Source organism: Shinella kummerowiae, from assembly GCF_009827055.1.
In the GTDB taxonomy this organism is placed as follows: Bacteria; Pseudomonadota; Alphaproteobacteria; order Rhizobiales; family Rhizobiaceae; genus Shinella; species Shinella kummerowiae.
In genome coordinates this window covers 210,187-236,803 of sequence record NZ_WUMK01000006.1, presented here as the reverse complement: position 1 = coordinate 236,803, position 26,617 = coordinate 210,187, and the positions used below count along the sequence as shown (strand labels likewise).

Here is a 26,617-nt window from a genome sequence, read left to right as displayed (position 1 = left end):
GCTGCCGTTCCTTCGGTTCTTGCCGTTTCCAACCCCGCGAAAGTGTTTCACTTTGCGTGGATGGCTTCGCGCATCGCGCGTTCCGGCTGACCCGCTCCCGATTTGCTTGATGCCGTGGCGGGGCGCCGACTGGAGGATGACATGACATTGCAATCGATGACCGGCTTCGCGCGGGTCGAGGGAACGAGCGGGCGCAGCCGCTGGGCGTGGGAACTGCGTTCAGTCAACGGCAAGGGCCTCGATCTCCGGCTTCGCCTCCCGCCCGGCCTTGAAGCGCTGGAGGCCGATGTGCGCCGGCTTGCCGGCGAGGCCTTTTCACGCGGCAACCTGCAGATCGGGCTCGCGACGAGCATCAGCGAGGCGCAGGTCGAGGCCGTGGTGAACCAGGGTGCGCTTGCCGCCGTGCTAGCGCTGCGCGATCAGCTCAGCGGTATTGTGGATCCGGCGCCGCTGAAGCTCGATACGCTGCTTGCCGTCCGCGGCATCGTTGATTTCCGCGAGGCGGAGGAAAGCGAAGCGGAGCGCACGGCGCGCGACAATGCCATCAAGGCGGGTCTTGCCGAGGCGATCCGCTGTCTGGCCGACATGCGCCGCAAGGAGGGTGCCGCACTCGCCGAGGTCCTGCTGGGCCAGGTTGCGCGCATCGAGGCGCTGACCCAGACCGTGGAGGCCGATCCTTCGCGCAGCGTGGCCATGATCGCCGAGCGGCTTTCCGCGCAGGTGGCAGTGCTCATGCAGGGCACGACGGCGCTCGATCGCGACCGGCTGCATCAGGAGGCGGCGCTGCTTGCCACCAAGGCCGACCTGCGCGAGGAGGTCGACCGGCTGAAGGCGCATGTCGCCGCCGCGCGTGACCTTATTGCCGAGGGCGGGCCGATCGGCCGCAAGCTCGATTTTCTCGCACAGGAATTTAACCGGGAATCGAATACGATCTGTTCCAAGTCGAACGCCGCTGCTGTAACGGCTGCAGGTATCGAGCTGAAGGTCGTCATCGACCAGTTCAGGGAACAGGTCCAGAATCTGGAGTAGGGCATGGCCGAGCCGTCGAAACATATCCAAATCGAACGTCGCGGGCTCATGCTCGTCATTTCGTCGCCGTCCGGGGCCGGCAAGTCGACCATCGCCCGCAACCTGCTGGAGGCTGATCCTGGCCTCAGCCTCTCGGTGAGCGTGACGACGCGCCAGCGCCGCGCCAGCGAGATCGCCGGCCGCCACTACCACTTCATCAACCAGCGCGAATTCGAGCGCCTGCGCGATTCCGAGGCGCTGCTGGAATGGGCGGAGGTGCACGGCAATTTCTACGGCACGCCGCGCGAGCCGGTCGAGGAGGCCATGTCCGCCGGCCGAGACATGCTCTTCGACATCGACTGGCAGGGCGCCCAGCAGCTGCAGGAAAAGATGCCGGCGGACGTCGTCTCCATCTTCATCCTGCCGCCCTCGATGACCGAACTGCAATCGCGCCTGCACCGCCGCGCCGAGGATACCGAAGAGGTCATCCAGACGCGGCTTGCCAATTCATGCGCCGAAATCGAGCACTGGCGGGAGTATGACTATGTCATCCTCAACGACGACCTCTCGGTCGCCTTCGACGCCGTGCAGAGCATCGTCAAGGCCGAGCGCCTGCGCCGCGACCGCCGTCACGGCCTGTTCGAATTCGTGACCAAGCTGGTGACGGAAAAGCCGGTTCTGTAAGTGAGGAGTGGCGGACGCCGGTTTCAGAGCGCGTTCGCCAGCCGCACGAATTCTTCCACGCTCAACGTCTCGGCCCGCCGCTGCGGGTCGATTTCGGCGCGCGCCAGCAGCGCCTCGCCGCCGAGCGACTTCACGCTCTGGCGCAGCATCTTGCGGCGCTGGCCGAACGCGGCGTGGGTGACGCGTTCCAACGCGCTGACATCGCAGGCCAGCGGATTGGCGATGGGCTCCAGATGCACGACGGAGGAGGTCACCTTCGGCGGCGGCGTGAAGGCCTGCGGCGGCACGTCGAAGGCCATGCGGGCGTCTGTCCGCCAGCCACAGAGCACGCCGAGGCGGCCATAGTGGTCGTCATTGTCTTCTGCGACGATGCGTAGCCCCACCTCGCGCTGGAACATCAGCGTCAGCGAGTCCCAGAAGGGCGGCCAGGTCTTCGGCAGCAGCCAGTTGACCAGCAACTGCGTGCCGACATTGTAGGGCAGGTTGGCAATGATGCGGACCGGTTCGCCGGGCGCCAGCGCCTCGAAATCCGTCTTCAGCGCATCGCCTTCGATGACCGTCAGGCGGTCGGGATAATGGTCCGAGATTTCCGCAAGCGCCGGCAGGCAGCGCGCGTCGCGCTCGATGGCGATCACCCGTTTGGCGCCGAGCGCCAGGATGGCGCGCGTCAGGCCGCCGGGGCCTGGACCGACCTCGATGACGGTGTGATTTTCGATGGGACCGGCCGTGCGGGCGATCTTCTGCGTGAGGTTGAGATCGAGCAGGAAGTTCTGCCCGAGCGCCTTCTTCGCGTCGAGCCCATGGCGCTGGATGACGTCGCGCAGGGGCGGCAGCCCGTCGATTGCGGCCATTATACGCGTTCCCCTGTTGCCCGCTCATGGATGCCAAGCGCGTGCGCGAGGCGAATGGCGGCCAGAAGGCTGTCGGGCTTGGCGATGCCCTTGCCGGCGATCGCGAAAGCGGTACCGTGGTCCGGCGAGGTGCGAATGAAGGGCAGGCCCAGCGTCGCATTGACGGAATCATCGAAGCCGAGCGCCTTGGCCGGGATCAGCGCCTGATCGTGATACATGCAGAGCGCCACGTCATAGGTCGCGCGGGCGGCATCGTGGAACATCGTGTCGGCGGGCAGGGGGCCGACCGCGTCGATGCCGGCGGCTTTCAGCCGCTCGACGGCAGGGCGCACGATCGCCTCATCTTCCAGCCCGATGGTCCCGGTTTCGCCGGCATGCGGGTTGAGGCCGGCAATGGCGAGCCGCGGGCGGGCAATGCCGAAACGCTGGCGCAGGTCCTGCTCGGTGATGACAGCGGTTTCGACGATCAGCTCTTGCGTCAGAGCCGTGGGCACATCCTTCAGGGGGATGTGAATGGTAACGGGCACGCTGCGCAGCTTCGGCCCGGCAAGCAGCATGACGGGAAGCGCTTCCTTGCCTGTCGCCTTCAGCGCAAGATCCGCCAGGAACTCCGTATGGCCCGGGAAGCTGAAGCCGGCATCATAGAGCACGGCCTTGGCGATCGGGTTGGTTACGATTGCGGCCGTGCGGCCGGCGAGCGTGAGGGTGACTGCCGTTTCGATGGCGCCGGTAATGGCCGCCGCATTGCGGGAATCCGGCGTGCCCGGCGTGACGGGCGCGGGGCAGTCACAGGAAAGGACGGGCAGCGCGTCCGGGAACAACCGAGCGGCCTCTTCCGGCGCAGCCCTTGTAACGGCGATGTCAAGACCGAGCCGCGTGGCGCGTTCCCGCAGCACCTGCGCATCACCGATGTAGAGAAAGGGCGGCAGCGCGAGGGCATGACGGTTCGACCAGAGGGCGAGCGTGATATCCGGTCCGATCCCCGCCGGATCGCCCATGGTGAGCGCCAGCGGAGGCATGTTCGTCATTGTCATGAGACCTAGCCGTCAAGCGGTTGGGAGGGGCGGCGAGCGGCCGCCCGTCACGTCGGGATCAACGTTCGGTGATGGTCGCCTTCTTGCGCAGCTCGGCGAGGTATTTCTTGCTGTTGGCGTCTTCTTCGCCGCTCTTCGCCTTGCCGATGTCTTCGGCGCGGAAGACCATTTCAGCGGCCACGTCGTCGTTGACTTCCCGCTTCTTGCAGATCGCAAGATATTCAACGCCGCGTTCGGTGACGCGGGTTCCTGTTGTCACGCCATCGGTCTTCTCGATCAGTGGCTTCCAGTCGTCGGGAAGTTCAGGGGCGAGCACGCGACCGAGGTCGCGGATGGAGACATCCCGCATGGTCGCAGCGAAAACCTTGGCCTGATCGCAGCCGGGGAATTTAGGACGGGAGGCTTCCGCCTCCTGTTTGCGCTTGCCCATAATGGCATTGCGCTTCTTCTCCGGCACCACGAAAATCACCTGCTTGAGGAAGTATTCGGTGGTAACGGGCTTTTTACCGCCATTTTCCTGCATGCGCTGCATCAGCGTCTTGCTGTCGGCACCGGAACCGTAGCGGGCATTGACCAGGCGTGGCCAGCTCATCTGCACGGCGATATACTGCTTGAAATGGTCGACGCCGACGCCAGCCTGGTTGAGGATCTTCGACAATTGGTCCGGCGACATCTTGTTGGAGGCCGCAAAACGGGCGAAGGCGGTGTCCACGTCGCTGGTGCTGACCGACGCCTTCGCGCGCAGGATCTCACCGCGCTTCAGGGCATCCTCGATCATCTGCTCGCGGGCTATCGCCCGCACATTGCCCTTGGTGCGCTGCAATTTCAGAAAGTTGGCGCGGCTATCGACGTCGCCGGAGGTGATCGGCGTGTTGTTGACGACGGCGACGACTGAGCTTGCCGCCTGGGCGGTGCCGGCAGGAAGCGTCAGCGTTACGGCAGCGGCCAAGGCCACGCCCATCATCATGGAACGTACCAGAGATTGTCTGCCCATCATGCCAGTCCCTTTCCCAAACCCATTTCCACAGCCGTCAGCGTACAGGCACGCTTCCGGCAGTGTCTCTCCCGGATGTGCATAATACATGCGGCCAAACGATGACAAGAGTGGAGCGATGCCCTTACTCGAAGCCGGCCAGCGTCGTATCGCCGACATGGATGTCGCCCAGCGTGCGGAACATCAGGCGCGCGCCGATCGACCAGTCGTTTGCCGTGCTGCTGGATTTGTCGCGTGTCTGCTCGTAGACGATCGAGAAGACGGTGTCCCGGTCGTCATAGGAAAAGCCGATTCCATTGCGCGACAGGCTCTTGCGGTTGAGATCGTAGGTGAGCGAGCCGAAGACCGACCAGTAATCCTTGAACTTGAAGGCCGCCGCGCTTTGAAGCTCGCTGGCGTTATCCGCCAGGCCGTACTTCGGCTGTGCAGCGATTCGCGTATAGGTGAGCTCGGTCTCGAAGCGGGCGCCGTCGAAACGCAGCGACGTATCGGAGCGGCGGACCGACAGATCGCTCTTGTCAAGCCGGGCGCTGGAGGCGACCGAAAGACCGTTCGGCAGGTCGATACCGGTCATGCCGACATAGTCGGACGAATCTGTCTCAAGGCCGGAATTGGCGCCGGCATTGACCAGGTCGTCGGTCGCAAACGAGTTCACGCCGCCCAAGTGGAAGGACTGGCCGATGATGCTGCGCAGGCGCACGCCATTGTCGAACGTGCCGGTGTAACGCAGGCCGAGATTGGCGCGCGATCCACCCTCGATACGGTCGAAGCCGGAGAACTTGTCGCGCTCGAACAGGTTGGTGGCGTCGAAGACGAAGCTCTGCGAATCCTCGTTCGGCAGCGCCCCGGCAAGGTCTTCGTCCGGCCGGACATAGATCTGGGCGATCGGCTCGAACAGATGCGTGCTGTAATCGGTTGTCGCCAGGATGGGATAGCGTGCTTCGAGGCCGGCGGTCAGCATCGCCCGGGTCGCACTGTTGTCGTTTTCATAATCACCGGCGTAACCAATGGGTGCCGTCATGTCGAGGCGATGAATATCGCCGCGTGCCGCCAGAAGCGGCGTCAGCACAAGACCACCGGGCACGATGAATTGGCGCTTCCATTCCACTTCGCTGGTCAGTCGCGTCGTGCCGCCAGCGAGCCCGCGGAACCGATCGCTGCCGCCGACGCTGTAGAAATCGTCGAGGTCGCGCTGAACGTTGGTGATATTCGTCGTAATGCTGAGTTCACCACCCAGCACCGGCTGCGGCACGATATATTCGTGGTCCAGCGTCTGGGCGATTGCCTGCTTGCGCTCCAGCTTGTCCACCGGGTCGGCGTCCTGCACGTCGAAATAGAACGCGCGCAGGTCGAAGCTGTTGCGGCGGCCGAGGCCGGACAGGTAGACTTGGTTGGCATGGATGCGATCGTCCAGGCCATCCAGGTCATAGGTGCGCGAGAAGTTGTTGTCGGTCTGCACCATCACATCCCAGCCGAACGCCCAGCGGGGATTGATCTTGAAGCGACCCTCCGAGGCGACCATGCCGCGGAAGTCCTCGTACCGGTCGCTCGTGTTGCCGGTGAAGACGTCGGGGTTCATCTGGTTGATGCCGGCGGCGCGCAAGGTCACCTGGCCGTTGTGGAAACGCTTGCGGAATTCGCCTTCGAGCAGAAAACCCTGGCGGGTCAGCACGGTGGGGGAGACCGTCGCGTCCATGTCCGGGGCGATGGCGAAATAGTAAGGTGTCGTAATGCCGAAGCCGAGCTTCTGCTCGTAACCGAACTGCGGGAACAGGAAGCCGCTCTTGCGCTTCACCGTATGGTCGGGCACTTCGAGCGCCGGAATATAGGCGATCGGCCGGCCGAACATCTCGAAGCGCGCACGCTCGAGCCGAATCGTCTTGGTCCGGCCGTTCTGCACCACACGCTCGGCCTTGATCTGCCAGAGCGAACGGTGCGTCGGGTTCGTGGCGCAGGGCGTGCAGGCGGTATAGACGGCGTTGTTGAGGATCATTTCCTCGCCGTTGACGCGCTCGCCGCTGGTCGCCGCAAGTTTGGTGAGGTCCGTCGTCTCGATGCGCAGCGCATTGACGAAGCCGTTGGCGAAATCGTCCGACAGGTCCATCTCATCGCCATAGATCCGGTTGCCGGTCGGTTCGATGAGTTCGATATTGCCATGCGCCGTCAAACGGCCGGTTTTCTGATTGTATTCGACCTGACGGGCGACGAGCTTGTAGCCGCCATAGTTGATCTGCACCGCGCCGCGGGCGATCACCTTTTCCGTGTCTTTATTATAGACAAGTTCATTGGCCGCCAGGATGAGCTTGGCGTCATCCGGAATGTTCGGCTCCATCGTCCGGATATCGGGCGCCTGGGCCCATGCGGGCAGGGTTGCGGCGGACACGATGGCGCCCATGGCCGCACCTGCAAGCAGGGCGGCTTTCAACCACCAATTCGTTTTGCGGGCGCCTGCCGCCACTAGCCGTCCTCCTGATGCAGAAGAATCGTCGCACCCAACGACATTGCGACGACCACTGGGAGCCAGGCCGCAACGAACGGAGGAACAACACCGCTGCTTCCGAATGCCTTCACAAGCACGGTGACGACATAAAGCATGAAGCCAGACAGGATTCCACCCAGAATCACCGCACGCGATTGATTAAACCGGCTAAATTTCAATGATACACAGGCTGCGATCAGCGTCATGGCAACCAGGAGCAGCGGCAGAGACAGCATGGCGTGGAACTGCGTTTCCATGGCATCCGTGGGGAAACCGAACGACTTTGCCGCCTCGATCTTCCGCCCGAGGCTCAAAAACGGAATGGATTCAGGCTTTTCAAGACTCTCCTGAACGAATTCGCGTTTCAGGTTGGTGCGAATCTGCACCTCCTTGAGACGGACCGGCAATTCTCCGATCCGCGTTTCGTTGACGTTGTTAAGCAGCCAGTAACCATCTTCCAAGGTTGCCGATTCGGCATCCTGGCGCAGCGTGATGCGACCGTCGGGATCGAAGTGGATCACCGTGACGTTCAAAAGCCGCGTACCGTCATCAAGCAGCGCCTTGGCGCCGATGATCGCCTGGTCGTCACCATAGATCTGGCGGATCCACGGCACGGCGTTTTCCGTGCGTGAGACGGTGGCGCCCCAGCTCGCTTCGACTTCCTGTGCCTTCTTGCTGCCCCAGGCGGCGATCGGGCTGATGATCAGCACGGCCAGCACCCCGAACAGGAAGGCGCCGACGACGAAGGGACGCAGGAACTGCCACACGGAGATGCCGGCAGCACGTGTCACGACCAGCTCGTAGCGCCGGTTCAGCGAGATCAATGCCGCCATGCCGGCAAACAGCGCGACGAAGGGCACGGTCTGCATCAGGATCATCGGAATGCGCAGCGCCGTGACGAGCAGGCCGCTCGTCAGCGTGTAGCCGGGCAGGGCGCCGATGCGATTCGACAACTCGCTGAAATCGATAATGAAGATCAGCGAAAAGATGCCGAGCAGGAACCAGATGGTAGTGATGATGTAGCGGCGAAAGAAATAGAAGCCGAGGGTCGGGATCATGGCTGACCGCCTCCGGTGGGTGTCGAGCCCGCCCGCGTGAAGCGCGCCAAAAACCGGTCGCGCAGGTCCGTGACCTGGTCGCCCAACGTCACCGGGATGTCGAGGCTCTTGTTGCGGCCGAGGAAGCGGACCGCCAAGGCCGCGGTGACGATGGGAATGAGGTACATGATGGGTATGAAATAGGCGGATTCCTCGGCGTTATTGGACGCGTAGAAACTCGCCCAGCGCACGAAAAGCGCCGTCAACAGGGCCGTGAGCATCGGATGGACCCGCGCCTCGCGATGCGAGCGGGCATCGGCACTGACGACGAGCGCGAGCAGGCCGAAGACGGCGGGCAGCAGCCATTCCGTGAAGCGGCGGTGCAGCTCCGCGGTAAAGGCGCCGGGATTCTTCTTGTATTGCGGGTCCGCGGGATCCGGATCGAGCAGATAGAACAGGTCGCGATCCTTGGCGCGGATGTTCGACTTGCCGGCGCTCTGCGTGAGGTCGGTGAGGTCGAAGGCGTAGGAATCGAACTTGATGATCGAGACATCGCCGTCCGGCAGCTTGCGGTGCACCTCGCCGTCCTTCATCACGAGCGCCGAACTGTTTTCATCCACCGCGCCTTCGCGGGCATAGTAGACGAGCTCGAAGCGCGGATCGCGCGTATCGGCGACGAAGAGGCCGCGCAGCACGCCGCCGTTGCGGCGCTCCGCCACCTGCACATAGAGGCCGTCGGCAACCTTGCGGAAGGTGTTTTCCTGAACGACGGCGGAGAGCATGTCGGCATGCGCCGTGGCGATCATCTTGCGCACGGCCATGCGCGAATAGGGTTCGGCGAAATTGTCGACGGCGAAGGACACGAAGCTCATCGCGATGGCGAGGATCATCACCGGGCGAATGATGGTGATGCGCGAGGCGCCGGCCGAATTCAGCACCGTCAGTTCCGAATCGGCGTTCATGACGGTCAGCGTCTGCGACACGCCGATGACGAGCGCGAAGGGCAGGATGATCGGGATGACCGACGGGATGATCAGCGTCGCGAGCTTCAGGAAGGCGAAAATCGACTGGCCGCTGTCCGTGACGAGGTTGACGCTGGCCAGCGCCTGCGTGACCCAGACGATGCCGAGCAACGGCACGAGCGTCGCGACGAACATGAGCGACGCCCGCCGCAGGATATAGCGCTCGATCAATTTCATCGTTTCGTCCGCGTTTCCGACAAGCGGCTCCGGTCTCGTGCAGGGGCACCCGGCGGAACAGCCAAGGGCATATAAGCTTTCTTCAGGCTGATGCCATAGCCGGGAGTCTGCTCCGGCAAGGAAAATTTATGGCGAACAAGCATGCTTAACCTTCTGTAAACAAGGTGACGCATCTTGCCAAGCGCCGCAAAAGCGACAAGGAATTGATGCGATTTGCGGGCTCCCAGGCGGGATGACAGGCCCGCCGGCTGACATTCGGAGTAAGTCATGGTTTCCAGATTCGACATCGGTTTCGCAAAGACGGCACGGGCTTCGGGCGGCCTTGCGATCCTTCTGCAGATTACCGGCGGCGAGGCGGCCGGTGTGGGCGAGGTCGATCCGGAAGGTGTTGTCGCGCGCGCCGCGGCGGTCGCGAAGTTCACCGGAAAAGCGCTGAAGAGCCTCGACGTGCTGGCGCCGCACGGCGCGCCGGTCGATCGGATCCGCGTCCTCGGCCTTGGCGAGGCCGACAAGCTCGTTGCGCATGACTGGCTGAAGGTCGGCGGGGCGGCCGCCGGCAAGATCAGCGGTGCGGACAAGGTGACGATCTACATCGATGCGCCCGGCATCACCGTGACGGCGAAAAATGCTGCCGACTTCGCGCTCGGCATGCAACTCGGCGCCTACAGCTTCGATCTTTACAAGACGAAAAAGGGCGAGGACGACGACGCGAAGGCCGGCAAGACGAGCAAGGTGACGATCGTCACCGGCAGCGCGACGGCGGCAAAGAAGGCAAACGACATTTCCGAGGCGGTCGCGGCCGGCGTGATTCTCGCCCGCAATCTCGTCAACGAACCTGCCAACGTGCTTGGCCCCGTCGAGTTCGCCGACAAGGCGAAGGCGCTGGAGAAGCTTGGCGTCGAGGTGGATATCCTCACCGAGCGCGAGATGAAGAAGCTCGGCATGGCGGCACTGCTCGGTGTTGCGCAGGGCTCGGTGCGCCCGCCGCGGCTTGCGGTCATGCACTGGAAGGGCGGCAAGGAGAAGGATCGCCCGATCGCCTTCATCGGCAAGGGCGTCGTCTTCGATACCGGCGGCATTTCCATCAAGCCGGCCGCCGGCATGGAGGACATGAAGGGTGACATGGGCGGGGCCGCCGCGGTCATCGGCCTGATGCACACGCTCGCCGCCCGTAAGGCGAAGGCGAATGTCGTCGGCATCCTCGGCCTTGTGGAAAACATGCCGGACGGCAACGCCCAGCGCCCCGGCGACATCGTCAAATCCATGTCCGGCCAGACCATCGAGGTCATCAACACGGATGCCGAAGGCCGCCTCGTGCTGTGCGATGCGCTCTGGTACTGCAACGAGACCTTCAAGCCGCAATTCATGGTCAACCTCGCCACCCTGACCGGCGCGATCACCGTGGCGCTCGGCAGCCATCACGCCGGCCTGTTTTCCAACGACGACACGCTTTCCGCGCGCCTCACCGCCGCCGGCCTTGCCACACAGGAGCGCCTGTGGCGCATGCCGCTCGGCCGCGAATACGACAAGATGATCGACAGCAAGTTCGCCGACATGAAGAACACCGGCGGCCGCCTGGCCGGCTCGATCACCGCCGCGCAGTTCCTGCACCGCTTCGTCAAGGACACGCCCTGGGCCCATCTCGACATCGCCGGCACCGCCATGGGCTCGCCGACCGACGAGATCAACCAGTCCTGGGGCTCCGGCTTCGGCGTGCGCCTGCTCGATGAGCTGGTGCGCGCGAACTACGAAGGATGATGGCAGCGCTACTGCGCTTTCTCAGCCGTGTCGGTTTCGGGTTTGCCATCGGCTTCCGCTCCCTTGAGCGGAAGCCCCGCTTTCTTTCGCAGAAGGTCGGCGTTGAGCGGTAGTTCTACCTTCTCGTAGGCAAGCAGCCATTCCTGATAGTTGCGGTCGTTTTCTTCGGCGACGGCGCGCATCGAGGAACCGAAAAACGCTCCGCCACCGCTGGCCAGCGTCAAGGCCAATATGCCGGCGGGAATGAATTGCACCCGGCCGAGAATATCGTTCAGTGCCTCCTGCTTGGCTTTCGTGACATCGGGGCCATCCTTGTCCTTGAAGGAGCGGAGCAGCTCTTCTCCTTTGTCCTGTGCCTCCTTGCTCGGCTTTTCTTTCGCGTAAAGATACGCAAGAAAGGTCGTGACGAGTGTCAGCAGGGCTGGAAGGGCGACGTGGATGATCGGTGAGCGGGAAGATCCGATCATCAGGCCCGCCGTCGCGCCGACGACGGCAAAGGCGGTGATCGCCCGGCGGTCGACGATGCCGGCATTGCCAGCCGCAAGCCGGATGGCGAGCCATCCGATGGACAGTCCGATCACGACGATCGGCAGCAGGCCGAAGAACAGGCTGGACATCAGGTGATGCCCGAAGCCCATGGCCATTTCGATGATACTGGTCACGGCGCCCATCTATTTCGCCTGCACTTTCGTTGCCGCATCCAGGCCTGCCTTGCCCGTCAGCCATTCGGGCAGGTCGTCCTTGTTCAGTGGTGTCGGGTCTCCGCCAATGCGGCGCGGTTTCCGGCATTTGACCACCCCGTCGGCCGTCAGCTCGCAGATGATCTCATCACTCGCAGACCGCGCTGGTATTGCCGCGGTCAAAAGGAGGGCTGCAGTGATGAGGCAAAGGACGATTGGTCCGGGACGAGCTGCGTCGGACAAACTCAGGCGCATGCAGGATGGTAATCGTTTCAGCACGGCGTCGATCATGGCGCACCCCTTGGTCGAGTGCGGATCATCCTGCAACTCTGCTGGAAAGGGAAGTGGTTTCTGCGAGGATTGGGCGATGACCCGCTTCACGAAATCTCCTATAGAACACCGTTATGAGCGAAGTCCTCTTCTACCACCTGACCGAATCGAAGCTCGAGGATGCGCTGCCGCCGCTGCTCGACAAGAGCCTCGAGCGTGGCTGGCGCGTCGTCGTTCAGGCGGGCGACGCGGAGCGGCGCGATGCGCTCGACACGCATCTGTGGACATTTCGCGAGGACAGCTTTCTACCGCACGGTACGGACGAGCAGGCGTTTCCGGCCGACCAGCCGGTGCTGCTGACGATCACGCCGGACAACGCCAATGCGGCCAATGTGCGCTTCCTGATCGCCGGCGCCGAACCACCGCCGCTCGATGCCTATGAGCGCGTCATCTTCATGTTCGACGGCTACGACCAGGCTGAAGTGGAGAGGGCGCGCGAGCATTGGAAGCACCTGAAAGGCGAGGGGCACCAGCTCACCTATTGGCAGCAGAACAGCGACGGTCGCTGGGTCAAGAAGGCCTGAGGCGTTGCGGCCTTCCGCGCAAGGCGATTGGCCTTCCGTCCGATTTTTCCGGCGAGCCGGGAAGGCATTATCCGCAAAATTAACGCGTGTTCGCTAAGACGGTGCCTTGGGGCGTGATGAGGCGATCGCCATGGTGGAATACCGGATCGCGGATGCGTGCGAACAACTGAGCCTGACTATAGGCGCCGAAAGCGACGCCAGACGGCGCATGCGCCAGTGCCGGCAGGCGCTTGGGCTGGGAAGGCAGGCGATTCTCGACGCTGGGCGCCTCGCGGATGCGGACATGCAGGCCCTGCAATCGCTGCTTCGCCTTGCCCGGCGCGCCAGCAATGGTTTTTGCGACACCAATACCCTCATGACGCGGCTTGCGGCGATTCGCATGGATCGGCTGGGCTTTTCCCGGCTTCCCGTCATTGCGGAGACGAAGGCGAAACGTGTGAGAACCGAGACCGCGTCGCTCGCCCTTGCGGATGCTGTGTTGCCTGACGGCTGGTGGGACACGCAGGCCGCCCTCGATGCCGCCAATGCGGGCCGCTATCTCGTCGCGGGAACCGGTGCCGACGGGCCTTGTTCGGTGCTCCTGCGGCACCTGGATTGCGATGAACCGTTCCTGGTCCCGCAGGAATATAAAAGGGTCATGGAGACGCTGCCGCCTTTCCGGTTGACGGTCGCCACGGGGCGCGTCCTCCTTGGCGCGGCGGAAAACCTCGGCGGCGGGGTGACATTACCGATCGGCAACGGAACCTATCTTGGCCAGCTCGTTTCGCTGCGGTCGGGCGGCAGCCTGAAAATTGTCGCGACACTTGTCCGCGATGGCAGCCCGGTCGATGCGTTTCATCAACTGCCGGAATTTCGGGAGGCGCCGTGATGGACGAGGACGAGCAGAAGTTCGAGCTTTGGTGCGATCACCAGCGACAAGGTGTGGTCGACTATCTGGGGCGCCAGCGTCTCGCGCACGGCGAGGTCGGCGAATGGCCGGCGTGGGACGTCTATCCGCATGCCGCGCTCTGGGCGGTGGAGAGCCTCAAGCGGCCGGGCTTTACCCTGGCTGTATCCAACGCGCTCCCTCAAGCCGATCTTGCCCCGCTTCTCTCGTTGCGCGGCGGGATGCTGCTGTCCTTCGCCGATGATGACGATATGTGGCGCGAAGAGCCATGATGCCGACCTGTAACCCTGTCTTTGCGGGAGTGATGCGATGAGCGGCCATTTTGTTTGCGCCACCTGCGGACAGTCTCATGACGGACTTCCAACGGACTGGGGGTACAAGCTTCCTGACGATGTCTGGGCGATACCGGCGCCCCGGCGCGAAGAGGTGGCCCGCTTCACGGACGACTTGTGCCAGTATGGCGACAGGTATTTCATTCGTGGGCTGTTGCTGGTGCCGTTGCCGGACATGGGGAGTGATTTCGGCTGGGGTGTCTGGGCCGAGGTCGATGCCGCGGTGTTCCAGCGCTATGTCGAATTTTACGATGCCGACGGTTCCTCCGAACCGCTCTATTCCGGAATGATGGCCAACAGCCTGCCGGGTTATGTCTCGTCGTTGCCGGCGCCGATCGACATCCGGTTTCTCGATGCGACGCAGCGTCCGCTCTTCAGTCTTTCGGAGCGAGACCGGAGCACGCTCGCAATCGAGCAGCGCACGGGCATGAGCAGTGTCCGATACCACCAAATTCTGGATGCGTTGCAGGCATATGAAGCGGCGTCACACCCTGGGCAGCAGGAGGAGCGGGAAGACGCTGCACCTGACCGAAGCACCCTGTGCATTTCCTGCACGCATGTCGTTGACGGCGGCGACAGCGTGATGGTCGTATCGCGCAGCGGCGGCGATTGGGTCTTGCTGTGTGGCCACACGGACCACAGCCACGATGAAGACGACGAGACTCTACGCATCCTGCACTGGCGGCATCTCGTGGATCGCGACCCTTCCCTCAAGGACATGATTCCTGCCCTCGAGGTCGATTATTCCGCCGAGCGAACCGTGGTCGGTGGGGAATGGCGCAAATTCTTCGATCCGGATACGGATGATTGAACCACGCCCCCGATCTCAATCGTGGAATGCCTCGACGAACTTGCGCCGCCCCAGCATGAAGGCGTCGGCGACGTGGCGAAGCGGTGCGAGGTCGACGTCGGATGTGCCGGCCTTCACGATTTCGGCGAAGCGCTTGTAGAGCATCGGATATTCCTGCTCCGGCTCCTCGTGCACGAGCTTGCCGTCGATGGAGAGCTTGGCGCCGCCCTCGGACAGCACCATCTCGCCCGCTTCGGTCTGGGCGACGATGTCCCAGCTTTGCTTGCCGGTCTGGCGCCAGTCGAAATCCGCTTTCAGATCGAGCCCTTTGGCGTCGGAGAAGGTGATCGATGCGGCGATCGGCGCATCGCGGTTTTCCGGGAATTCCAGCGTGGCGGCGGTGATGAAGGCCGGGCGCGGCAGGATGTGGGTGACGATCGACAGCGCGTTGATGCCCGGATCGAACACGCCGAGCCCGCCGGCCTGCCAGATCCACTCCTGGTTCGGGTGCCAGTGGCGCACGTCTTCCTTCCAGATCACCTGCATGGCGCGGATCGTCGTGCCGGCGAGGAAGGTTTTGGCGGCTTCGGCTGCCGGCGCATAGCGCGAATGCCAGCTTGCGAAGAGCGAGAGGCCCTTGGACGCCGCGAGCGCTTCAAGATCGGCGACTTCGGAAAGGGTGGCACCTGGCGGCTTTTCGAGGAAGACGTGTTTGCCGGCCGAAAGCGCCTTCTCGGCCGCTTCATAGCGATACTGTGGCGGCATGCAGAGCGACACGGCGTCGATCGCCGGCACCGCCGCAAGCATCTCGTCGATCGACTTGAAATTGTCGATGCCGTCGACCGTGCCGTGGCGGCTTGCGGCGGCGATCAGCCTGTAGTCGCTGTTTTTGGCGACGGCCGGAAGATGCTGGTCGCGCACGATCTTGCCGACGCCGACGATTGCGAGATTGATCGGGGACATGGCTCCACCCTCATTTGTATGATGATTTCGCCGCTGTTTTAGCAGAACCCGCGCCCGGGGCAAGAGTGCCTCGGCGCCCGTGTCTGCCTATCGTTTGTGCAATGCGGCGGAGACGGTATTCGCCTTTGGTCTAATGCCGGCTCTCAGTTCGGGAAAACCGGGCTGCGGACTTGAAACGAGCCTTGAAATCGGCACTCTGGCTGTGCTTGGCACCAAACCAATAACACGCCAGGTGGGGAGGAGTTCTCATGAAAACGCTGCTGGTTTTCAGCCGGCTCATCGACTCGATTACGGAAAATATCGGAAAGGCCGTTGGCTGGCTGATCCTGATCGCCGTGCTTGTCAGTGCCGGAAATGCGGTCATCCGCAAGATGTTCAACATGTCGTCCAACGCCTGGCTCGAGGCGCAATGGTATCTGTTCGGCGGGGCCTTCATGCTCGCCGCCGCCTATACGCTGTCGCAGAACGAGCACATCCGCATCGACGTGGTCTACGGCAAGTTTTCGCGGCGCGTGCAGCACTGGATCGACCTGCTCGGCCATTGCCTGTTCCTGATGCCCTTCGTGCTGCTGATGGTCTATTTCCTCGTGCCCTACGTGCTGATGTCCTACCGGTCGGGCGAGGGCTCCTCCAGCGCCGGCGGCCTGATCGTCTGGCCGGCCAAGGCCATCCTGCTTGCCGGTTTCGTGCTGCTCGCCGCCCAGGGCGTGTCGGAGATCATCAAGAAGATCGCCATCATGCGCGGCGACATGGAGGACCCGACGCCCTATGTACCGACCCATGCGCCGCTCGACACCGCAATTGCCGAGGAGAAGGGCGCATGATCGAATTCATCGCTGAAAACCTCGCGCCGATCATGTTCATGTCGCTGATCGTGTTCCTGCTGCTCGGCTATCCGGTGGCTTTCTCGCTCGCGGCAAATGGCCTGCTGTTCTTCGTCATCGGCGTGGAACTCGCGCCGCTGTCCGATTCGATCAATCTTTCCTGGCCGCTGCTGAATGCGATGCCGGAACGGCTGTGGGGGGTGATGTCGAACGACACGTTGCTCGCCATCCCCTTCTTCACATTCATGGGCATCGTGCTCGAACGATCCGGCATGGCCGAAGACTTGCTCGACACGATCGGCCAGCTCTTCGGGCCGATCCGCGGCGGTCTTGCCTATGCGGTCATCTTCGTCGGCGCGCTGCTGGCAGCCACCACCGGCGTCGTGGCCGCCTCGGTCATCGCCATGGGCCTCATCTCGCTGCCGATCATGCTGCGCTATGGTTATGATCGGCGCGTCGCCTCCGGCGTCATCGCGGCATCCGGCACGCTCGCGCAGATCATCCCGCCGTCGCTGGTGCTGATCGTGCTGGCCGACCAGCTCGGCCGCTCGGTCGGCGACATGTATGCCGGCGCGCTCATCCCGGGCCTCATCCTGACTGGCCTGTACATGGGCTACATTCTGCTGATGACCTTCGTGCGGCGGGATTCGATGCCGGCGCTGCCGCTGGAGGCGCGCTCGCTCGGATCGGGCGTGACGTCGCTGGCAATCGCGCTCGCCGTCGCAGCCGGCATCGCCTATGCCGCGCATGTCTATCTCTCTCCCACGCATGGCGAGAATGCCGACATCCTCGGCGCCACCGTCGGCGTCATCTTCATCTATGTCGTGGCGCTCGTCGACAAGACGATGAACATCAACATGATGTCGCGGCTCGCTCAGCAGGTCATCATCGTGCTGATCCCGCCGCTGGCGCTGATCTTCCTCGTGCTCGGCACCATCTTCCTCGGCATTGCGACGCCGACCGAAGGTGGCGCGATGGGCGCCGTCGGCGCGCTTGTCATGGCCGCTGCCAAGGGGCGGCTGACGATGGAGGTGATCCGCTCGGCACTCGCCGCGACGACGCGCCTCTCGGCCTTCGTGCTGTTCATCCTGATCGGCGCTCGAGTCTTCTCGCTCACCTTCTACGGTGTGAACGGACACCTCTGGGTGGAGCACCTGCTGGTCTCCATGCCGGGCGGCGAGACGGGCTTCCTGATCGCGGTGAACATACTCGTCTTCTTCCTGGCGTTCTTCCTCGATTTCTTCGAGCTCGCCTTCATCATCGTGCCGCTGCTCGCACCTGCCGCCGACAAGCTCGGCATCGACCTCATCTGGTTCGGCGTGCTGCTCGGCATCAACATGCAGACGAGCTTCATGCACCCGCCTTTTGGCTTCGCCCTGTTCTACCTGCGCTCGGTCGCGGCCAAAGTGCCGTATCTCGACAAGGTGACGGGCAAGAAGATGGAGCCGGTGACGACGGCGCAGATCTACTGGGGCGCGGTGCCCTTCGTCGGCATCCAGATCATCATGGTGGCGCTCACCATCATGTTCCCGCAGATGGTCATGCACTACAAGGGTGCCGGAAGCGGCGTGGACCCGGCGACGATCAAGATCGAGGTGCCGGGCTTCGGTGGCAGCGACGGCGGCCTGCCCGGGCTGACGCTGCCCGACAATGGCGGCGGCCTCGGTCTTCCCGGTGGCCTGCAACTGCCCGGTGGCAATCCGCTGGAAGGCGGCACCGAGCAGAAGCCGGCCGACCAGAATGGCCAGCAGGGCACGAAGCAGAAGCCTGCGGGCGACCTGTCCAGCCCACCGTCCTTCAACTGACGTCGCGACCGCGCCCACCTTCGTCATTGCTGAAACTGCAAAACCGCCTGTAACCTCGTTACGGGCGGTTTTGCTTGGCCGTCATGCGAGAGGAATTCCGATGCGTTTCGTCAATCCCATGCCTTTTGTGCGAGACATCGCCCGCTCGAAGGCCTTTTACGAGACGCGGATGGGTCTTCGGATTGTCGAGGATTTCGGCAGCTTCGTGCTGTTCGAGACCGGTTTTGCCATTCACGAGGGGCCGGCGCTCGAACGCACCGTCTGGCGCCAGGCATCCGCAACGCAGGAGCCCTATGGGCGCGCAAACCTGCTGCTCTATTTCGAGCATGAGGATGTCGATGCGGCCTTCTCGGCCATTGCGCCACATGTGACGCTGATCCATCCGGTCGAAGAGCAGGCCTGGGGCCAGCGTGTCTTCCGCTTCTATGACCCGGACGGGCATGCGGTGGAGGTTGGTGAACCGCAGCGCAAGGGAGACACAGTATGATCCGGCGAGCCAATCCGGCCGACGAAGCGACCATCCGGGACTGTGCCGAGCAGGCCTATCGTCGCTACGTCCCGATCATCGGCCGCAAGCCGGCGCCGATGGTCGTGGATTTCGCAGCACAGATCAAGGCCGGGCACGTCCACGTCGCGGTCGACGGCGATACCTTTCAGGGCTTCATCGTGTTCTTTCCGAAGGGCGATCATATGCTTCTCGAAAACGTCGCCGTGCTGCCGTCAGCGGCCGGGCGCGGCATCGGCCGGTCCTTGATCGGCTTTTGCGAGGAGCAAGCACGTCGCGGCGGCTTTACCGCCGTCCGCCTCTACACGAACGAGAAGATGGTCGAGAACCTGACGCTTTATCCCCGGCTCGGTTATGCCGAGGTGGCGCGGCGCACCGAGCATGGTTTCAGCCGCGTCTATTTCGAAAAGATAATCGGCGGGCCAGGTGCCTGACCGCAAAGCAAAACCCCGGAGCTTGCTCCGGGGTTCTGGTTTCCATCGTCTGCCGGCGCTTACAGCTTGTTGCTGCGCTGCTGGATCATCATGAAGGTGTCGTAGTTGTATTCGGCGATCTGCGCATTGAGGTAGTACTCGCCGCGGAACGCCTTGATCGATTCCCAGATCTTCTTGAAGGTCGGGTTGGAGGCTTCCATCTCGGCATAGACCTGGTTGGCGGCGTCGAAGCAGGCCGACAGGATTTCCTGGCTGAACGGGCTGAGCTTCGCGCCGGCGGCGACGAGGCGCTTGATGGCCGTCGGGTTCAGGTAATCGTATTTCTGCAGCATGTTCGCGTCGGTCGCCTGGCAGGCGGTGCGCAGCAGCGACTGGTAGGCCTTGGGCAGGCCATCGAAAGCCGCCTTGTTGAAGAGGGCGTGAACGGTCGGACCGCCTTCCCACCAGCCGGGATAGTAGTAGTAGGGCGCGACCTTGTAGAAGCCGAGCTTCTCGTCGTCATAGGGGCCGACCCATTCGGCGGCGTCGATCGTGCCCTTTTCGAGCGAGGGATAGATGTCGCCGCCGGCGATCTGCTGCGGCACCACGCCGAGCTTCTCGACGACCTTGCCGGCAAAACCGCCGATGCGCATCTTCAGGCCCGACATGTCGGCCACGGTCTTGATTTCCTTGCGGAACCAGCCGCCCATCTGCACGCCGGTATTGCCGCCCGGGAAACCGACGAGACCCTGGGTCGCCAGGAACTCGTTGAACATGTCGATGCCGCCGCCATGGTACTGCCAGGCGTTCATGCCGCGCGCATTGAGCGCGAAGGGCACGGCTGCGCCTAACGCCCAGACCGGGTCCTTGCCCCAGTAGTAATAGGAAACAGTGTGCGCGGCCTCGACCGTGCCGGCGGATGCGGCGTCGGCGGCCTGCAGGCCGGGAACGATTTCACCGGCGGCGAAAACCTGGATCTGGAAATTGCCGTCCGTCGCTTCCGACACGTATTTCGACAGCACTTCTGCGCCGCCATAGATCGTGTCGAGCGATTTCGGGAATGACGAGGCGAGGCGCCAGTTGATCTTCGGCGTGGTCTGCGCGATTGCCGGCGCGGCAAGCACGGTGGCGGCGGCGCCACCGATGCCGGCGACACCGGCTTTCTTGATGAATGAACGACGATCCATAGTTTCCTCCCAATGGCGAACGGGTCTTTGCCCGCTCTCGTGTCATCACGCGGGAGCTAATCATGTCGGGATTGGTGTTTCAAGCCAAGGGAGGCAAGAACGGCAAACGGGGCTTATGCGACTTTCGTCTTAGACGGCATTCGCCGCTATCTGCCTGTTTTTTGAGCGTTTCTCGATTGGGGTCCCGCCCGGTTCGGCGCGGCCGGACTAGCCGGCCATCGCCTCTTCGTATTCGGCCGAAAGCTCCAGCCACCGTTCTTCGGCATCGTTCAGCTTGTCGACAGCCATGGCGCGGAGTTTCGCTTTCTCCGCGGCCTTCGCCGGGCTCTTCTCGTAAAGCGCCGGGTCCGCAAGCTCTGCATCAAGAAGCTGAATCTGCTTGTGCAGTTTTGCCGTCAGAGATTCGATTTCGTTGATCTTTTTCTTCAGCGGCGCAAACTGGGCGCGCCGGTCGGCATTGGCCTTGCGCTGGTCGGCCTTGTTGGCCATATCGCCGCCGTTGGAGGCCGCCTTGTCCTTGTCATCCTTCTTGGCCGACTGGACGATGATGCTGCGATACTCCTCCATGTCGCCGTCGAAGGTCTTCACCGTGCCGTTGTTGACCAGCCATAGCCGATCGACGGTCGCCTCGATGAGGTGGCGGTCATGCGAGATCAGGATGACGGCGCCTTCATAGTCGTTCAGCGCCTCGATCAGCGCGCGGCGGCTGTCGATGTCGAGATGGTTGGTCGGCTCGTCGAGGATCAGCAGGTTCGGCGCGTCGAAGGCGGCGAGACCCATCAGCAGGCGAGCCTTCTCGCCGCCGGACAGGTCCTTGGCCGGCGTGGACATCTTTTCCGTGGCCAGGCCCATCTGCGCCACGCGGGCGCGCACCTTGGCCTCCGGCGCCTCCGGCATCAGCCGGCGCACATGTTCGACAGCCGATTGCTCGGGCACGAGGTCGTCGAGCTGGTGCTGCGCGAAGAAGCCGATCTTGAGGCTCGGCGCACGCTTGACGGTGCCGGATTCCGCCTCCAGCCGGCCGGAGATGAATTTTGCGAAGGTCGATTTGCCGTTGCCGTTCGAGCCGAGCAGCGCGATGCGGTCGTCATTGTCGATCCGGAGATTGATCTGCTTGAGGATCGGCTGGCCCGGCGTGTAGCCGACCGCACCGCCCTCGATCGCGACGATCGGCGAGGCGGGCTGCTTTTCCGGTTCCGGAAAGGTGATCGGCTGCACATGCGTCTCGATGACAGCGGCGACCGTGCCCATGCGCTCCAGCGCCTTGACGCGGCTCTGCGCCTGCTTGGCCTTGGTGGCCTTGGCCTTGAAACGGTCGATGAAGCTTTGCAGATGTTTGCGCGCGGCCTCGTTCTTCGCCTTCGCCTTCATCTGCAGCTCGTCGTTCTCGGCCTTCTGCCGTTCGAACTGGTCGTAGGAGCCGCGGTAGAAGGTGAGCTTCTGCTGGTCGAGATGCACGATGGCGTTGACGGCGGTGTTGAGCAGGTCGCGGTCGTGGCTGATGATGATGACGGTGTGCGGATAGCGCCGCACGTAGTCTTCCAGCCACAGCGTGCCTTCGAGGTCGAGATAATTGGTCGGCTCGTCGAGCAACAGCAGGTCCGGCTCGGAAAACAGCACGGCGGCAAGGGCCACGCGCATGCGCCAGCCGCCGGAAAAGCTCTTGGCCGGCCGCCGCTGCGCCTCGTGATCGAAACCGAGGCCGGCAAGGATGCTCGCCGCCCGCGATTCGGCCGAATGGGCGCCGATATCGGAAAGACGTGTCTGGATTTCGGCGATGCGGTGCGGGTCGGTCGCGGTTTCCGCTTCCTTCAGCAGGGCAGCGCGTTCCTTGTCGGCGGCCAGCACGATCTCGATCAGCGGATCGTCCGTGCCCGGTGCTTCCTGCGCCACCTGGCCGATGCGCGCGTTCTTCGGCAGCGAGATGCTGCCGGCCTCCGAGGCGAACTGGCCGGTGATGATGCGAAACAGCGTGGACTTGCCGGTGCCGTTGCGCCCGACGAGCCCCACCTTCACGCCGCTCGGCAGCGAAAGGGACGCGTTATCGATGAGGAGACGCCCGGCAATGCGGGCCGTGAGGCCGGAAATCGTGATCATGCCGGGTCTATAGAGCAACTTCAGCCAAAGTGCGAAGCGGTTTTGCGTTCACACTTGCGCCAAAATAACCAAGTTCGCGGCATGGTGCCTGAACGCACACCTTCAGGCGGCGGAACCACGGTAACCACGCCCGACCCGGTCCGCGACTTCGGCCGAATAGATGCGGAGCGCGATGTCCGTCTCCGCGGCATAGGCGAGCGCCTGGTCGGCCTGTTCATAGAACATTGTCGGTGACTTGGCCGAATCGCTCATCGCGATGCCGGCCGACAGTGTCAGGAAGCCGGCAGGCAGTTCGCGGTCCATGAACGGGAAGGGCTTTTCCGCCACACGGCCGGCGATGCGCCGTGCGATGGTGACGGCGATCTCGCGGCTGACATCAGAAAGCAGCAGGCAGAACCGATCCGGTCCGGTGCGGGCGACGAAATCGTCCTTCTTGACCGAGCGGCGGAAGATGGCGGCAAGCCGCTTCAATGTCTTTTCGGCGGCCCCCGCCGGGTGGGTCTCGGCAAATTCCTTGAGCTGTTCGACACGGAACAGGAGAAGGGCGGAGGTGCCTTCGGCGGCTTGCGCCTGGAAGAAAACCTTCAGCCGCCCGAGCAGCGCGGCGTGGTTGGCAAGCCCGGTCACGGGGTCATGCGTCAATGCTTCGCGGCTGACGGAGAGGCCGGAGCGCAGGCCGTCGAGATGGGCGCGCAGATCTTCGATCCGCGTCGTGGTGGACCGGTCGGTGCCGAGGATATCGCGCAGGATGGACAGCAGGCGGACGGTATCGGTCGCGAAATCCGAGATGCCAAGAATGGGGTCCCTGCCCATGCGCGCGGCGATCTCTTCCAGTTCCTGCATGGCAGCGGCCCGCTGCCGGCGGCTCGTCTCGGTGGTTTCGGCGACTTCGGAGAGCACACGCACGGCCTCGCCCGCAGCCTGGCCGGCGGCGAGCACATTGTGGCTCGGCAGCGAATGGCGCAGCGCAATCGAATCGAGTGCCGCCTGCTCCGGCGCCTTGCCGAGAGCGGCGATCTCGCGCGCGACGCCGGCATTGCCGCTCAGCGCCTCGAACAGCAGCTCATAGTTTCGCGGCAGCCCGGCAATGCCGAGGTTGGCCATCACATGCGCAATGCGCGCCGTGATCGGCGGAACGGTCGCCTGAGAATCTTTCGGGACGGTGGTAGGCTTGCTGCTCATGAGACGCCGTTACATGGGGCGCGCAGCGGCGGGCGCGTGCGCACTGGTTGTGTCGATCGGCGTAACTATCGGATTGCGCGGTTAATTTTGCGTGTGCTGAAAGAAGATTAAGCCGGAATTGGCAATCAAAAGAGCGCCTGTCGCTCCGGCATGCGGCGGCGCGCATCGCTGCCGCCGCCAGATCCGGTCAGGCCGTCCGGCGGGCGAGCGGAATGACCCGCATCATCTGCCCGATCATCGTTGCGCCCGCGGGCTCCTTGGCGCGTGGCGCGCGGTTCTGCTGCAACTCGCGCATGGCGGCCGCATAGCCCTCGGCGCGCGCCTCCTTCAGCGCCACCTCGAACGTCTTCTCGATTACCGGATAGCATTCTTCCGGCAGATAGGCGTTCGGGGCGTCGGTGCCGTAGACCCGTGCCATCTTGCAAAGCGTACTGCCGAGCAGGGCTGCCCACTCTTCGGTCGTTCTTGCCATTGTTTCTCCTCTCTCAGGATGGGGCCTGCGCCGGTCGGCGTCAGCCCCAATGGCAGCGACTATCTCATCACCGATCGCCCGTGCCTGTCACTTTGGTAACAGGGTGGAGCAGCCCCAGGATCGATGCCGAGCGCTTCCATATCACGCGACTGTATCACTACTGTTGCAGGAACCGAAGAGACCACTCGCCCTAAAATTTAAGGGGAGTTTTGCCCCCGGCGTCTCGAAAAATCAAGGCTGTACGACGCCGGCGCGGCTACGCTCGTCGGTTTTTAACCCCCTGGACGTTCAGGTTCCGTCTTTGTTCGTGGCCCGGGAAAGAGATTGAGGGTTTTGCCCTATCTACCTGGTCCACATTGGAGTAGCACCACGGAAACATCACAGGAGAGCGACCCATGACCCCCGACGAGAAGAACCTGATCATCGTCAACGCTTTCCACAATCCGCGCTACGGAATTTCCCCGACAGCCACGCGCGGTGCCGTCGAAAGCCATTCCAAGAAGCACGGCCTCGCCGGCGAAGAATACAAGGACGCCCTGGCTGCTGCCATGGAAGCCGGTCTCATCGCGCAGATGGCGGACTCGGCCTTGTCCATCCGCAATGCCGGTCGTGCGCTGCTGCCGAGACGCTAGTCGTCCGGCACGGCCGCACGCGATCCCGTTGGGCCGTCCCTATTTCAGGAACGCCGCGCCTTCTGTGCGCGCAAAATAAATCAGGTCCAACGTGATGCTCGGCCCGCCAACCGCCGTCAGCATGCCGTGGCACTGGCCGCGATGGTGGGTCTGGTGGTTGAAGAGATGCGCCAGCGCCGGGCCTAGCGGGTGGGTGACGATCGTCGGGTTGGTGAGCGGACTATAGGTGAAATCGGCCGCGATCCTCTCTACCGTCAGGGAATCGGCGAAGGCCGACAGCCGCGCATCTTCCGCCTGCCGCGCCGCCCGCAGGCCCGTAAAATCCTCGTGCAGGATCGTATCGAGGCTGGTGGGCGCATCGCCCGCCCCGGTGAAGCGCTTCATCCAGATGCGGTCGGCGGTCAGCAGATGGTTCAGCGTGCGGTGCAGCGAGCCGAAGAAAGCGCCGAGATTCTGGCGGTAGGCGGCATCGTCGAGCTTGCCGACTTCCTCGTAGAGGATGCGGTTGGCCCAGGCATTGTAGGCGGCAAGCATGCGGTAGTGGTCGCGCATTTGGGTCTCCCTGATGGCCGGACTATAGCGGAAGCCCGCATCGGCGGCGTGAATGCCACCCATGAAATTATCTGATTTGCACAGTCGGCCGCGCTGCTTTTCAATAGACGAAAGTAAATGAAGAGGTTCCGATGACCCGACTGCTCTATGCGCTTTCCGGCGCCGACAAGACCCGCCAGTTTTCACCCCATGTCTGGAAGACGGTGATGGCGTTGGCGCACAAGGGGCTCGACTACGAGACCGTGCCGGTCGGCTTTACCGAGATCCCGGCCATCGAAGGCGGCGGTACGGCGACGGTGCCGCTGCTGCGCGACGGCGACCGCCTCGTGCACGACAGCTTCGCAATCGCGCTCTATCTCGACGAGGCCTATCCCGACCGGCCATCGCTGTTCGGCGGCGAGGGCGGTAAGGCAATGGCCCGCTTCATCGAAAACTGGTCGCAATCGACCCTGCACATGGCCATCACCCGCATCGCCATCCTCGACATCCACAACCTGCTCGGCCCGACGGATCAGGCCTACTTCCGCCGCAGCCGGGAGGAGCGCCTCGGCGCGTCGCTGGAGGACATCGCCGCCGCCGGCAAGGCGGAGATCGAGGGGTTCGCAAAGAAGCTCCAGCCGCTGCGCAACATGCTGAAGATCCAGCCCTTCATCGGCGGCGAAAGCCCGCTTTTCCCGGATTACATTGTCTTCGGCGCGCTACAGTGGCTGCGCACCACGGCTGGCACGACCGTGCTGGAGGGCGATGACCCGGTGGACGACTGGTTCCGCCGCTGCCTCGACCTGCACGGCGGCGTGGGCCACCGTGTGACGGCCGCATGAAACTTTGGCACTGACGCTGCCATTCACGGCGCCCCCCTTGTTTTGCGGGGCGTTGGCGGCTATGGAACCGCCACTTTCACCGGAAAAACCAAGGGAAATGTGAAAATGGCGATTGAACGCACCTTTTCGATGATCAAGCCGGACGCAACGAAGCGCAACCTGACCGGCGCCATCACCAAGATGCTCGAAGATGCAGGCCTCCGCGTCGTTGCTTCCAAGCGCGTCTGGATGAGCAAGCGCGAAGCCGAAGGCTTCTACGCCGTTCACAAGGAACGCCCGTTCTTCGGCGAACTCGTTGAAGGCATGACCTCGGGCCCGACGATCGTTCAGGTTCTCGAAGGCGAGAACGCGATCCTCAAGAACCGCGAAGTCATGGGCGCCACCAACCCGGCCAACGCTGACGAAGGCACGATCCGCAAGACGCACGCGCTCTCGATCGGCGAAAACTCGGTTCACGGTTCGGACGCTCCGGAAACCGCTGCCCAAGAAATCAAGTACTGGTTCTCCGACACCGAAATCGTCGGCTGAATCGGATTGTCCGGCTTCGGCCGGAACACTTTGAAATGATTCTGGAACCG

At 63.3% G+C, this 26,617-nt stretch carries 28 protein-coding genes; 14 read left to right on the top strand and 14 right to left on the bottom strand.

All coding sequences use genetic code 11. The features are described from left to right. The first annotated feature begins 141 nt into the window (after positions 1-141). Both GR138_RS17255 and gmk read left to right on the top strand, forming a co-directional pair. A complete protein-coding gene (locus GR138_RS17255) occupies positions 142-1,029 on the top strand; it encodes a YicC/YloC family endoribonuclease (RefSeq protein WP_160860490.1) in 888 nt (295 codons plus the stop codon). Positions 1,030-1,032: 3 nt separating this feature from the next. Next, complete coding sequence (gene gmk, locus GR138_RS17250; protein ID WP_160860489.1) at positions 1,033-1,692, top strand: guanylate kinase; 660 nt, start codon at positions 1,033-1,035, stop codon at positions 1,690-1,692. Between the two features lie 23 nt (positions 1,693-1,715). Here gmk and rsmA read toward each other — a convergent pair whose 3' ends face one another. The 6 genes from rsmA to lptF all read right to left on the bottom strand — a co-directional run bounded on the left by rsmA (position 1,716) and on the right by lptF (position 9,286). After that, entirely contained in the window at positions 1,716-2,543 is an 828-nt protein-coding gene (gene rsmA / locus GR138_RS17245; RefSeq protein WP_160860488.1) for a 16S rRNA (adenine(1518)-N(6)/adenine(1519)-N(6))-dimethyltransferase RsmA, read from the bottom strand. Continuing rightward, entirely contained in the window at positions 2,543-3,577 is a 1,035-nt protein-coding gene (pdxA, locus tag GR138_RS17240) for a 4-hydroxythreonine-4-phosphate dehydrogenase PdxA (RefSeq protein ID WP_160860487.1), read from the bottom strand. The genes rsmA and pdxA overlap by 1 nt, the downstream gene beginning before the upstream one ends. A gap of 58 nt (positions 3,578-3,635) precedes the next feature. Beyond that, positions 3,636-4,574: a SurA N-terminal domain-containing protein gene (locus tag GR138_RS17235; protein ID WP_160860486.1), complete on the bottom strand. Its 939-nt coding sequence runs from the start codon at positions 4,572-4,574 to the stop codon at positions 3,636-3,638. A 121-nt stretch (positions 4,575-4,695) separates the two neighbouring features. Then, a complete protein-coding gene (locus GR138_RS17230; protein ID WP_420853662.1) occupies positions 4,696-7,029 on the bottom strand; it encodes an LPS-assembly protein LptD in 2,334 nt (777 codons plus the stop codon). Next, on the bottom strand, positions 7,029-8,108 hold the full coding sequence (gene lptG, locus GR138_RS17225) for an LPS export ABC transporter permease LptG (protein ID WP_160860485.1): 1,080 nt from the start codon (positions 8,106-8,108) through the stop codon (positions 7,029-7,031). Before lptG ends, GR138_RS17230 begins: the two co-directional genes overlap by 1 nt. Next, positions 8,105-9,286 carry an LPS export ABC transporter permease LptF gene (lptF, locus tag GR138_RS17220; RefSeq protein ID WP_160860484.1) on the bottom strand — a complete coding sequence of 394 codons (1,182 nt, stop codon included), beginning with the start codon at positions 9,284-9,286 and terminating at the stop codon, positions 8,105-8,107. Before lptF ends, lptG begins: the two co-directional genes overlap by 4 nt. 267 nt (positions 9,287-9,553) lie before the next feature. On the opposite strand from lptF, the gene GR138_RS17215 reads away from it, so the two are divergent. Continuing rightward, positions 9,554-11,044 carry a leucyl aminopeptidase gene (locus GR138_RS17215; RefSeq protein ID WP_160860483.1) on the top strand — a complete coding sequence of 497 codons (1,491 nt, stop codon included), beginning with the start codon at positions 9,554-9,556 and terminating at the stop codon, positions 11,042-11,044. An 8-nt stretch (positions 11,045-11,052) separates the two neighbouring features. On the opposite strand, the gene GR138_RS17210 is transcribed toward GR138_RS17215, so the two are convergent. Both GR138_RS17210 and GR138_RS17205 read right to left on the bottom strand, forming a co-directional pair. After that, positions 11,053-11,715, bottom strand: coding sequence for a hypothetical protein (locus GR138_RS17210; protein WP_160860482.1), 663 nt, complete (start codon positions 11,713-11,715; stop codon positions 11,053-11,055). After that, complete coding sequence (locus GR138_RS17205; RefSeq protein WP_160860481.1) at positions 11,716-12,105, bottom strand: hypothetical protein; 390 nt, start codon at positions 12,103-12,105, stop codon at positions 11,716-11,718. A gap of 23 nt (positions 12,106-12,128) precedes the next feature. Here GR138_RS17205 and GR138_RS17200 point away from each other — a divergent pair, with 23 nt between their 5' ends. From GR138_RS17200 to GR138_RS17185, 4 genes are all read left to right on the top strand, one after another. Further along, positions 12,129-12,578, top strand: a complete 450-nt coding sequence (locus GR138_RS17200) for a DNA polymerase III subunit chi (protein WP_160860480.1) — start codon at positions 12,129-12,131, stop codon at positions 12,576-12,578. A gap of 130 nt (positions 12,579-12,708) precedes the next feature. After that, entirely contained in the window at positions 12,709-13,446 is a 738-nt protein-coding gene (locus GR138_RS17195) for a hypothetical protein (RefSeq protein WP_160860479.1), read from the top strand. Then, a complete protein-coding gene (locus GR138_RS17190) occupies positions 13,446-13,736 on the top strand; it encodes a DUF4826 family protein (RefSeq protein WP_160860478.1) in 291 nt (96 codons plus the stop codon). The genes GR138_RS17195 and GR138_RS17190 overlap by 1 nt, the downstream gene beginning before the upstream one ends. A gap of 37 nt (positions 13,737-13,773) precedes the next feature. Beyond that, positions 13,774-14,607 (top strand): DUF2199 domain-containing protein, encoded by an 834-nt coding sequence (locus GR138_RS17185; RefSeq protein WP_160860477.1) that lies wholly within the window; start codon positions 13,774-13,776, stop codon positions 14,605-14,607. Positions 14,608-14,622: 15 nt separating this feature from the next. Here the strand turns inward: GR138_RS17185 and GR138_RS17180 are convergent, their stop codons facing one another. Then, positions 14,623-15,549: a Gfo/Idh/MocA family protein gene (locus GR138_RS17180; RefSeq protein WP_160860476.1), complete on the bottom strand. Its 927-nt coding sequence runs from the start codon at positions 15,547-15,549 to the stop codon at positions 14,623-14,625. Positions 15,550-15,797: 248 nt separating this feature from the next. Here GR138_RS17180 and GR138_RS17175 point away from each other — a divergent pair, with 248 nt between their 5' ends. The 4 genes from GR138_RS17175 (at position 15,798) to GR138_RS17160 (ending at position 19,117) form a co-directional block, all read left to right on the top strand. Further along, a complete protein-coding gene (locus tag GR138_RS17175; RefSeq protein ID WP_160860475.1) occupies positions 15,798-16,373 on the top strand; it encodes a TRAP transporter small permease subunit in 576 nt (191 codons plus the stop codon). Continuing rightward, a complete protein-coding gene (locus GR138_RS17170) occupies positions 16,370-18,178 on the top strand; it encodes a TRAP transporter large permease (protein WP_160860474.1) in 1,809 nt (602 codons plus the stop codon). Before GR138_RS17175 ends, GR138_RS17170 begins: the two co-directional genes overlap by 4 nt. Before the next feature lie 100 nt (positions 18,179-18,278). Continuing rightward, the gene (locus GR138_RS17165) at positions 18,279-18,665 is read left to right on the top strand and encodes a VOC family protein (protein WP_160860473.1); all 387 of its coding nucleotides are present in this window, start codon (positions 18,279-18,281) and stop codon (positions 18,663-18,665) included. Next, positions 18,662-19,117, top strand: a complete 456-nt coding sequence (locus tag GR138_RS17160) for a GNAT family N-acetyltransferase (protein WP_160860472.1) — start codon at positions 18,662-18,664, stop codon at positions 19,115-19,117. Before GR138_RS17165 ends, GR138_RS17160 begins: the two co-directional genes overlap by 4 nt. A 59-nt stretch (positions 19,118-19,176) precedes the next feature. Here the strand turns inward: GR138_RS17160 and GR138_RS17155 are convergent, their stop codons facing one another. The 4 genes from GR138_RS17155 to GR138_RS17140 form a co-directional block, all read right to left on the bottom strand. Continuing rightward, positions 19,177-20,283 (bottom strand): TRAP transporter substrate-binding protein, encoded by a 1,107-nt coding sequence (locus tag GR138_RS17155; RefSeq protein WP_160860471.1) that lies wholly within the window; start codon positions 20,281-20,283, stop codon positions 19,177-19,179. 207 nt (positions 20,284-20,490) lie between these two features. Beyond that, positions 20,491-22,380 carry an ABC-F family ATP-binding cassette domain-containing protein gene (locus tag GR138_RS17150; protein ID WP_160860470.1) on the bottom strand — a complete coding sequence of 630 codons (1,890 nt, stop codon included), beginning with the start codon at positions 22,378-22,380 and terminating at the stop codon, positions 20,491-20,493. A 102-nt stretch (positions 22,381-22,482) separates the two neighbouring features. Continuing rightward, positions 22,483-23,562, bottom strand: coding sequence for a GGDEF domain-containing protein (locus GR138_RS17145; protein WP_160860469.1), 1,080 nt, complete (start codon positions 23,560-23,562; stop codon positions 22,483-22,485). Between the two features lie 187 nt (positions 23,563-23,749). Further along, positions 23,750-24,034, bottom strand: a complete 285-nt coding sequence (locus tag GR138_RS17140) for a hypothetical protein (protein ID WP_160860468.1) — start codon at positions 24,032-24,034, stop codon at positions 23,750-23,752. A gap of 395 nt (positions 24,035-24,429) precedes the next feature. Between GR138_RS17140 and GR138_RS17135 the strand changes: the two genes are divergently transcribed. Further along, positions 24,430-24,666 (top strand): hypothetical protein, encoded by a 237-nt coding sequence (locus GR138_RS17135; protein ID WP_160860467.1) that lies wholly within the window; start codon positions 24,430-24,432, stop codon positions 24,664-24,666. A 39-nt stretch (positions 24,667-24,705) separates the two neighbouring features. Here the strand turns inward: GR138_RS17135 and GR138_RS17130 are convergent, their stop codons facing one another. Beyond that, complete coding sequence (locus GR138_RS17130; protein ID WP_160860466.1) at positions 24,706-25,218, bottom strand: DinB family protein; 513 nt, start codon at positions 25,216-25,218, stop codon at positions 24,706-24,708. 131 nt (positions 25,219-25,349) lie between these two features. On the opposite strand from GR138_RS17130, the gene GR138_RS17125 reads away from it, so the two are divergent. Together GR138_RS17125 and ndk are read left to right on the top strand one after the other, a co-directional pair. Then, positions 25,350-26,039, top strand: a complete 690-nt coding sequence (locus GR138_RS17125) for a glutathione S-transferase family protein (protein WP_160860465.1) — start codon at positions 25,350-25,352, stop codon at positions 26,037-26,039. A 105-nt stretch (positions 26,040-26,144) separates the two neighbouring features. Then, positions 26,145-26,567: a nucleoside-diphosphate kinase gene (gene ndk / locus GR138_RS17120; RefSeq protein WP_050742909.1), complete on the top strand. Its 423-nt coding sequence runs from the start codon at positions 26,145-26,147 to the stop codon at positions 26,565-26,567. Positions 26,568-26,617 lie beyond the last annotated feature (50 nt).

Bases quoted from the DNA above. Each gene is read 5' to 3' on its own strand.
- GR138_RS17175 (WP_160860475.1), top strand. From the start codon at position 15,798: ATGAAAACGCTGCTGGTTTTCAGCCGGCTCATCGACTCGATTACGGAA.
- pdxA (WP_160860487.1), bottom strand. From the start codon at position 3,577: ATGACAATGACGAACATGCCTCCGCTGGCGCTCACCATGGGCGATCCG.
- GR138_RS17200 (WP_160860480.1), top strand. From the start codon at position 12,129: ATGAGCGAAGTCCTCTTCTACCACCTGACCGAATCGAAGCTCGAGGAT.
- lptG (WP_160860485.1), bottom strand. From the start codon at position 8,108: ATGATCCCGACCCTCGGCTTCTATTTCTTTCGCCGCTACATCATCACT.
- GR138_RS17235 (WP_160860486.1), bottom strand. From the start codon at position 4,574: ATGATGGGCAGACAATCTCTGGTACGTTCCATGATGATGGGCGTGGCC.
- GR138_RS17195 (WP_160860479.1), top strand. From the start codon at position 12,709: ATGGTGGAATACCGGATCGCGGATGCGTGCGAACAACTGAGCCTGACT.
- GR138_RS17210 (WP_160860482.1), bottom strand. From the start codon at position 11,715: ATGGGCGCCGTGACCAGTATCATCGAAATGGCCATGGGCTTCGGGCAT.
- gmk (WP_160860489.1), top strand. From the start codon at position 1,033: ATGGCCGAGCCGTCGAAACATATCCAAATCGAACGTCGCGGGCTCATG.
- GR138_RS17155 (WP_160860471.1), bottom strand. From the start codon at position 20,283: ATGGATCGTCGTTCATTCATCAAGAAAGCCGGTGTCGCCGGCATCGGT.
- GR138_RS17170 (WP_160860474.1), top strand. From the start codon at position 16,370: ATGATCGAATTCATCGCTGAAAACCTCGCGCCGATCATGTTCATGTCG.
- ndk (WP_050742909.1), top strand. From the start codon at position 26,145: ATGGCGATTGAACGCACCTTTTCGATGATCAAGCCGGACGCAACGAAG.
- GR138_RS17130 (WP_160860466.1), bottom strand. From the start codon at position 25,218: ATGCGCGACCACTACCGCATGCTTGCCGCCTACAATGCCTGGGCCAAC.
- GR138_RS17135 (WP_160860467.1), top strand. From the start codon at position 24,430: ATGACCCCCGACGAGAAGAACCTGATCATCGTCAACGCTTTCCACAAT.
- GR138_RS17150 (WP_160860470.1), bottom strand. From the start codon at position 22,380: ATGATCACGATTTCCGGCCTCACGGCCCGCATTGCCGGGCGTCTCCTC.
- GR138_RS17215 (WP_160860483.1), top strand. From the start codon at position 9,554: ATGGTTTCCAGATTCGACATCGGTTTCGCAAAGACGGCACGGGCTTCG.
- GR138_RS17160 (WP_160860472.1), top strand. From the start codon at position 18,662: ATGATCCGGCGAGCCAATCCGGCCGACGAAGCGACCATCCGGGACTGT.
- GR138_RS17190 (WP_160860478.1), top strand. From the start codon at position 13,446: ATGGACGAGGACGAGCAGAAGTTCGAGCTTTGGTGCGATCACCAGCGA.
- rsmA (WP_160860488.1), bottom strand. From the start codon at position 2,543: ATGGCCGCAATCGACGGGCTGCCGCCCCTGCGCGACGTCATCCAGCGC.
- GR138_RS17255 (WP_160860490.1), top strand. From the start codon at position 142: ATGACATTGCAATCGATGACCGGCTTCGCGCGGGTCGAGGGAACGAGC.
- GR138_RS17180 (WP_160860476.1), bottom strand. From the start codon at position 15,549: ATGTCCCCGATCAATCTCGCAATCGTCGGCGTCGGCAAGATCGTGCGC.
- lptF (WP_160860484.1), bottom strand. From the start codon at position 9,286: ATGAAATTGATCGAGCGCTATATCCTGCGGCGGGCGTCGCTCATGTTC.
- GR138_RS17185 (WP_160860477.1), top strand. From the start codon at position 13,774: ATGAGCGGCCATTTTGTTTGCGCCACCTGCGGACAGTCTCATGACGGA.
- GR138_RS17145 (WP_160860469.1), bottom strand. From the start codon at position 23,562: ATGAGCAGCAAGCCTACCACCGTCCCGAAAGATTCTCAGGCGACCGTT.
- GR138_RS17140 (WP_160860468.1), bottom strand. From the start codon at position 24,034: ATGGCAAGAACGACCGAAGAGTGGGCAGCCCTGCTCGGCAGTACGCTT.
- GR138_RS17125 (WP_160860465.1), top strand. From the start codon at position 25,350: ATGACCCGACTGCTCTATGCGCTTTCCGGCGCCGACAAGACCCGCCAG.
- GR138_RS17165 (WP_160860473.1), top strand. From the start codon at position 18,279: ATGCGTTTCGTCAATCCCATGCCTTTTGTGCGAGACATCGCCCGCTCG.